Origin of the sequence: Natronomonas sp., from assembly GCF_046710025.1 — an archaeon.
GTDB lineage: Archaea > Halobacteriota > Halobacteria > Halobacteriales > Haloarculaceae > Natronomonas.
The window spans coordinates 1-6,216 of sequence record NZ_JBKEGK010000153.1 but is presented as its reverse complement, the minus strand read 5'-3'; the positions used below and the strand labels follow the sequence as shown (position 1 = coordinate 6,216).

Here is a 6,216-nt window from a genome sequence, read left to right as displayed (position 1 = left end):
CGGTCTTGCCCCGCCCCGACGGCACCCAACAGGAGATCGTCCGGTCCTCGATGGGCCAGCAAGTCGAGTTGACGCAGGAGGCCTTCGACCGCGTCCGGGCAGGCCAAGACGTCGCCCACGTCTCCGGCGGCGATCCGAACGTCTACGGCAAGAGCGATTTGGTCTTTTTGATGGCCGACGAAGAGGGCGCGACTGACGTGCCGATCGAGATCGTCCCGGGGGTGACGGCGGCGCTGGGCGGGGCGGCGAACCTCGGCGCGCCGTTGTCGAACGACTTCTGCACGATCTCGCTGTCGGACAAGTGGCGCGGCTGGGAGGAGATCGAAGAAAAACTCCGGGCGGCGGCGATCTCGGGGTTCGTCATCGTTCTGTACAACTGCTGGCGCGACCACGAGCGCGCGATCGACGTGATCCGCGAGGAGCGATCCGACGACGTGCCGGTCGCGATCTTTAACGACGCCGGCCGCGGCGAGGCCGGCCGCAACCTCGAAGACGAGACGCACACGCTCACGACGCTGGGCGAAACCGACGAACACGCCGAGAAGGTCGGCGGGATGGGGACATCGATCCTCGTGGGCACCGCGGAGAGCCACGAGTGGGAAAACGACTACGGCGATTTCCTCGTGACGCCGCGCGGCGGCCGCGAGGTGGAGGACTTCTGACAATGAGCACTGACGACACAGCGGACACGGCTGACGCATCGACGACAGACGACTCAAGTTCGAAGTGCGGCGGCACGACGGTGGAAGCCGACGCCTCGACGACCGAGGCCGAGTCGGCATCGAAGTGCGGCGGCGCAACGACCGAAACTGAAACCGAGACCGAGAGCAAATGTGGCGCGTCATCGTCGTCGGAGTCGTCGACATCCGGCTGCGGCGCGTCGACCGACGACGAAGAGGAGGTCGGCTCGACGGCCGATGATTTCGACGCCGAACCCGGGTCGCTCGTCACCGTCGGACTCGGCCCCGGAAAGCCGGAGGGGATGACAGCACGGGCGAAGGCCGCCCTCGCCGACGCCGAGCACATCGTCGGCTACCGGACCTACGTCGACCTCCTGCCCGACGAGATCGTTGAGGACGCCGAGGACATCTACTCGACGCCGATGTGCGGCGAGGTCTCTCGGACCGAGGAGGCGATCGACCGAACGCTCGCCGGCAACGATGTCGCGATAATCGGGTCAGGTGACCCGAACGTCTACGCGCTGTCGGGGTTGGCGCTGGAAATCCTCGAATCAAAGGGCGGCAGCGCCAAGGCGGTCGATTTCGAGGTCGTTCCCGGCGTCCCGGCCGCGCAGTCCTGCGGGGCGCGTCTCGGTGCGCCGCTTGTCAACGACACCGTTTCGGTGTCGCTGTCAGATCACCTCACCCCGATGGAGGAGATCGAATCCCGGCTTCACGCCGTCGCCGGCGAGGGGTTCACGGTCGCGATCTACAACCCCTGGAGCCGCAAGCGTCGGGAGAACTTCCAGACGTGTTGTGATATCCTGCTCGAACACCGCGATCCGGACACGCCTGTCGGCATCGTCCATGGCGCTTCTCGTGACGACGAGGCGGCGATGATCACGGATCTCGAGACGCTGCCGGAACTCGGCGAGGAGGAGATCATCGACATGACGACGACGATCGTCGTCGGCAACGAAGACACCTATGTCTGGGAAGACCGGATGGTGACGCCGCGGGGCTACGAGACGAAATACGACTACTGACCATGCCGAGATACGAGATTACGGTCGATCTAGAGCTGTGTGACGGGATCTTCGCCTGCCTCGTCCGGGACGACCGTTTCGAGGAGTCCGAGGACGGGCTCGTCACGCTCCCTAACAGCGACCGCGAGGCAGACGAGTTGACCGCCACCTTCGAGGATGACCAGCTGGCCGACGCCGAGGCGGCCGCCGCGGCTTGTCCAACCAACGCGATCACGGTCCAGGAGGTCGGCCGATGAGCCGGGAGGGCGAGCACAGCGAGCCCTCGACCGACCGAGCGGGCGGGGCGAGCACCGGAACCGACGGACCGACCGACCTCCTCGAGGCCCACCCCGAGACCGCGTACTTTTGGGGCCGGGTCGTCGGCGACGGGGAGGTGACCCAACGCGGCGTCTCGGTCCGGACCACCGACGAAGCCGCGGCCGACCGGCTGGCTGCGATAGCTGGGTCGGACGACGTCGACCACCGCGTCACCGAGCGCGAGTACGCTCACGACACGTCGATCACTCGGCGCGAGGACAGCTACACCGTCCGGCTCGACGGCCCGATCGGCGACCGGGCTGCGGCCGCGCTCGGGCTCCCGTGCGGAGACGATCCGGGCGGCTACCGAATAGACGTCCTCGCCGAACACGACCGCGAGTTGCTCAGGGGACTGCTTGAGGGCTGTGGCACCGTCTGTTTCAAGTCCTCGGCCGGAACAGTCGGAATCTCGTTCGTCCACGACGACCGGGCCGCCCTCGAGCGGATCCAGGGGCTGCTCGATGCGGCTGACGTGGACGCGCCGTACGACGAACTCTCCGAGACGTCCTCGGGCGGCTACTGGTTCGGCCTCGACGATGCGGCCACGCCCGCCTTCGGCGAGTGGCTCTACGCGGGGAGCGAACCGTCGGGGCTGTTCGCCCCGAGCCGTCGTCGAAAGCTCCGGCGGAGCATCGAGGAGGCGGGGTACTAATGCTGGACGCCGAGGCAGTTGTGCTGGCCGGCCACGGATCGCGCCGGGAGCGTTCGAACGAGCAGGTCCGCGAACTCGCCGCCGGGCTCGAGGGCCGTCTCGGCCTCCCGACCGACGCCGGATTCATCGAGCTGGCCGAGCCCTCCATCGATGAGGCGATCGGTGCGCTCGCCCCCTCGGCGTCGGACGTGACAGTGCTTCCGCTGTCGCTGTTCGCCGCTAGCCACGTCAAGGCCGACGTCCCGCTCGTCGTCAACGAAGCCCGCGGCGACCACGACGCGACCCTACACAACGGCCGCCACCTGGGGGTCCACCCCTCGCTCGTCGAGTTGCTCGACGACCGGGCGGCTACCGTCGAGGACGACCTCGGCGTCGACCGTGAGGTCGACGACGTGTTGGTCGTTCTCTGTGCGCGCGGCTCCTCAGACCCGGATTCGAACGGCGACGTGCACAAACTCGCCCGGCTGCTGTACGAGGGCCGCGAGTTCGTCGACGTCGAAGCGGCCTTCATTGGCGTGACGGAACCGCTACTTGAAGACGCCTTACACACCACCTCGAAACGCCGTCCGGACGCCGTGGTCGTCCTCCCGTACATGCTCGGCGACGGGGTTCTGACCGGGCGAATCCGGGACCAGGCCGCGGAGTTCGACGACGACTACCCCTACGCTGTCGCCGGGTGCGGGGACCCGCTCGGCACCGACGACCGTCTGCTCGACGTGCTGGCCGACCGCTTCGAGGAGGCCCGGACCGGCGATGTCTCGATGTCGTGTGACACCTGCAAGTACAAAGTCGAGATGGACGGCTTCGAGGACGACGCCGGCGGCGCGCGGGCGGCCCTCCGTGCGATGACCCACCGGGCGGCCCACGCCGACCGCTCGGAGGTCGACGACGACCCGCACGTCCACGACGCGCCCGACAAACACGTCGCAGTCTGTACGAACCGGACCTGCGCCGGCCAGGGGGCCGCAACGGTGCTCGAACGCCTCCGCCAGGCCGCCGCCGACGAGGGCGTCGACGCACAGATCACCCGGTCGTCGTGTCTCGATCGCTGCGGCGATGGCCCCAACGTCGCCGTCTACCCCGACAACGTCTGGTACGGCGGGGTCGCTCCCGAGGACGCGGAGCGACTCGCGGCGTCGCTCGCGGCGGACAGTATCGTATCGGATCTGGTCGATCAAACCCTATAATACAGCCACTAGCATGACCTGCCACGAGATCGAAGCGCTCCGACTCGGATTGATGAACAGCCTCGGCGTCAGCGACGATGCCGCCGAAAAGCACGCCCGCGACGAACTCGGCGAGAGCCCCGATCCGCACATCGAGGCGCTCGCGGAGGCCGAGAGCCTCGCCGCCTGCAAGCGCCATCTCGACACCGCCCTCGTCGAACTCGAGGGGGAGGTCGCCTCGGCGGACGCCGACGATCCGGGGTACGACTACCTGCGGGGCCGTCTCGTCGCCGTCAGGGACGCCGAGGCCGCCCTCGATCGACTTTTGACCCACGGGGAGGGATTCCTGGATGATCTCGGCAACATCCATCACGCCCTCCACGAGACGTTCCCGACCGATGAGTGACGCCGACGGGGAGGGCTCCGTTGCCCCCGACACCGGTTCGGACCCTCTCGGATCCGCGATTCGGGTCGACCTCGGCGATGTCGACCCCTGCGGCTCCAGACAGGCGGGCCGCCGCTCCGGGCTCACACTCGCCGCCGACGGGCCGGTCGCCGGCCTTGCGGACGGATCAGTCCGGGCGTTCGACGACGGCGGGACGGAGCGGTGGCGACTCGACGGTGAGGGAAGCGCGATCACGCTCGTTCCATTCGGCGACGGCGTGTTAGTTGGCGAACGCTCCGAACGGGGCGCGATCCGGCTGCTCGCCGGCGGAACGGAGCGATGGCGGCACGACGCCGCGGACGCCCTCGGCGGCCCGACGAAGGAAACGCGGTTTTTTCTGCCGATGGTCGTCAACGCGGCCGTCTCCCCGGAAGGGGATGTCGCGTACGTCGCCGCCCGGCGCTACGAGCGCAGCGACGGCGAGCGGGCCTTCAAGAGTTCGGTGTACGCCATCACTCCCGACGGCGACATTCGGTGGCGCTACGACGCCGACGCCTCGCCGATCGCGCTCGAACCGGTGGCCGACGACGTCGCCGTCGCCTACAACCGCTGTCCCGGCGACCACGACGACGGCCTCGTTGTCCTCGGCGCGGACGGCGACGAACGCTGGACGTGGGATCCCGATCGTGACGCGACCCGCCGGGTGGGTGACGTGGCCGCCACCGACGGCCGCCTCGTCGTCACGTGTCACGCCGACTACCGCGGCTACTGCCTCGAGAGCGGCGACATCAAGTGGCGGGTCGACCTCGGGACGCCACAACCGGACGGCGACGAGGTGTACACCTACCCCAACCACGTCGTCGGCCACGACGCGGGTGTCGTCTTCGTGACCGGTAACTCGTTCCCCGAGGAGGGCCGCGAGACCGACGAGCGTCACCCCAACGAACAGTCGGCGTTCGGCTACACGCCGGAGGGCGACAGCCGGTGGCGCGCGTCCGTCGGCGGGTTCTGTCATCAACTCGCCGTCGACGGCGACCGCCTCCTCGCACCGGTTGCCCAGCACTTCCGCGATCGCGACCCCTCCGTCCACGGGGGCCGGTTGTTCGACGTGGCGGCGGGCCGCGTGGAGTCGGGCCGGACTGACGGCGTCTGCACGGCGGCGGCCCTCGACGGTGATCGCCGCGCACTCGTCGAGGAGCCGGTCGAGTACCACGACGACGACAGCGGGGTTCGCGGCGCGTACACGTTGTGGTACGCATAAACGCCGTCGGAAGTGCATATCAGGCTGTGTCGATGTCGTATATACAATTCACCTCGATTTAGCACCAGCTTATAAACGTCTCATCGACACGACGCCGTCGTGGCCGCCCTCCCGGCTCGCTTCGAGCCGTCCTGCTCTTTGGGTGTCCGCCGCCGTTACGCTGATTGTGACGCCGCCCATACCGATTCGCATGACCCGTATCGTCGCCGTCCGACACGGCGAAACCGACTGGAACCGTGAGGGGCGGATGCAGGGGTGGGCTCCCGTCCCCCTGAACGAGACGGGGCGCGAGCAGGCGGCCGCGACCGGCCGATGGCTCGCCGAGCGCCACGAGTTCGACCGGGTCCTCGCGTCGGATCTCCGCAGGACGCGGGAGACGACCGAACTCCTGTTGGAATCGATCGACGCATCGCCGACGTTTGAATCGGCCTGGCGCGAGCGCGGTCTCGGGGTGTATCAGGGGCTCACCCGGGCCGACGTTGAGTCCCGATACCCGGAGTTCGGGCTTCGGGAGACGGCGTATCGGGCGACCGATGTGGTCCCGGAAGGGGGCGAGTCGCTCCGGACCGTCCACGAGCGCGTTGTCGACCGCTTCGAGGACCTCCACGGGGACGACGGGACGACCTTGCTCGTCACTCACGGCGGCCCGCTGTGTATCCTGCTCGGTCACGCGAAGGGCCACGACCTGACAACGGCGCTATCCGCCCACCATCTCGAAAACTGCGCTGTTTCAGAGTTCCGGGCGAACGG

General features: G+C 68.3%; 8 protein-coding genes. All 8 read left to right on the top strand.

Translation table 11 applies throughout. From position 1 onward, the window contains the following. On the top strand, positions 1-662 hold a 662-nt coding region (locus tag ACI944_RS10435), incomplete at its 5' end, for a precorrin-3B C(17)-methyltransferase (RefSeq protein ID WP_411718987.1). Positions 663-664: 2 nt separating this feature from the next. Further along, the gene (gene cobJ, locus ACI944_RS10430) at positions 665-1,705 is read left to right on the top strand and encodes a precorrin-3B C(17)-methyltransferase (protein WP_411718986.1); all 1,041 of its coding nucleotides are present in this window, start codon (positions 665-667) and stop codon (positions 1,703-1,705) included. A gap of 2 nt (positions 1,706-1,707) precedes the next feature. Beyond that, on the top strand, positions 1,708-1,941 hold the full coding sequence (locus ACI944_RS10425) for a ferredoxin (RefSeq protein ID WP_411718985.1): 234 nt from the start codon (positions 1,708-1,710) through the stop codon (positions 1,939-1,941). Then, the gene (locus ACI944_RS10420) at positions 1,938-2,654 is read left to right on the top strand and encodes a cobalamin biosynthesis protein (protein ID WP_411718984.1); all 717 of its coding nucleotides are present in this window, start codon (positions 1,938-1,940) and stop codon (positions 2,652-2,654) included. Before ACI944_RS10425 ends, ACI944_RS10420 begins: the two co-directional genes overlap by 4 nt. Continuing rightward, entirely contained in the window at positions 2,654-3,841 is a 1,188-nt protein-coding gene (locus ACI944_RS10415; protein WP_411718983.1) for a CbiX/SirB N-terminal domain-containing protein, read from the top strand. Before ACI944_RS10420 ends, ACI944_RS10415 begins: the two co-directional genes overlap by 1 nt. Before the next feature lie 13 nt (positions 3,842-3,854). Further along, positions 3,855-4,226, top strand: a complete 372-nt coding sequence (locus tag ACI944_RS10410; RefSeq protein WP_411718982.1) for a DUF3209 family protein — start codon at positions 3,855-3,857, stop codon at positions 4,224-4,226. After that, positions 4,219-5,466 (top strand): transcriptional regulator, encoded by a 1,248-nt coding sequence (locus ACI944_RS10405; RefSeq protein WP_411718981.1) that lies wholly within the window; start codon positions 4,219-4,221, stop codon positions 5,464-5,466. The genes ACI944_RS10410 and ACI944_RS10405 overlap by 8 nt, the downstream gene beginning before the upstream one ends. A 190-nt stretch (positions 5,467-5,656) precedes the next feature. Further along, a partial coding sequence (locus ACI944_RS10400; protein WP_411718980.1) for a histidine phosphatase family protein occupies positions 5,657-6,216 on the top strand: 560 nt, incomplete at its 3' end.

What these genes read in the sequence shown, in the direction of transcription:
- ACI944_RS10405 (WP_411718981.1), top strand. Translation starts at nt 4,219, where the DNA reads ATGAGTGACGCCGACGGGGAGGGCTCCGTTGCCCCCGACACCGGTTCG.
- ACI944_RS10410 (WP_411718982.1), top strand. Translation starts at nt 3,855, where the DNA reads ATGACCTGCCACGAGATCGAAGCGCTCCGACTCGGATTGATGAACAGC.
- ACI944_RS10415 (WP_411718983.1), top strand. Translation starts at nt 2,654, where the DNA reads ATGCTGGACGCCGAGGCAGTTGTGCTGGCCGGCCACGGATCGCGCCGG.
- ACI944_RS10420 (WP_411718984.1), top strand. Translation starts at nt 1,938, where the DNA reads ATGAGCCGGGAGGGCGAGCACAGCGAGCCCTCGACCGACCGAGCGGGC.
- ACI944_RS10425 (WP_411718985.1), top strand. Translation starts at nt 1,708, where the DNA reads ATGCCGAGATACGAGATTACGGTCGATCTAGAGCTGTGTGACGGGATC.
- cobJ (WP_411718986.1), top strand. Translation starts at nt 665, where the DNA reads ATGAGCACTGACGACACAGCGGACACGGCTGACGCATCGACGACAGAC.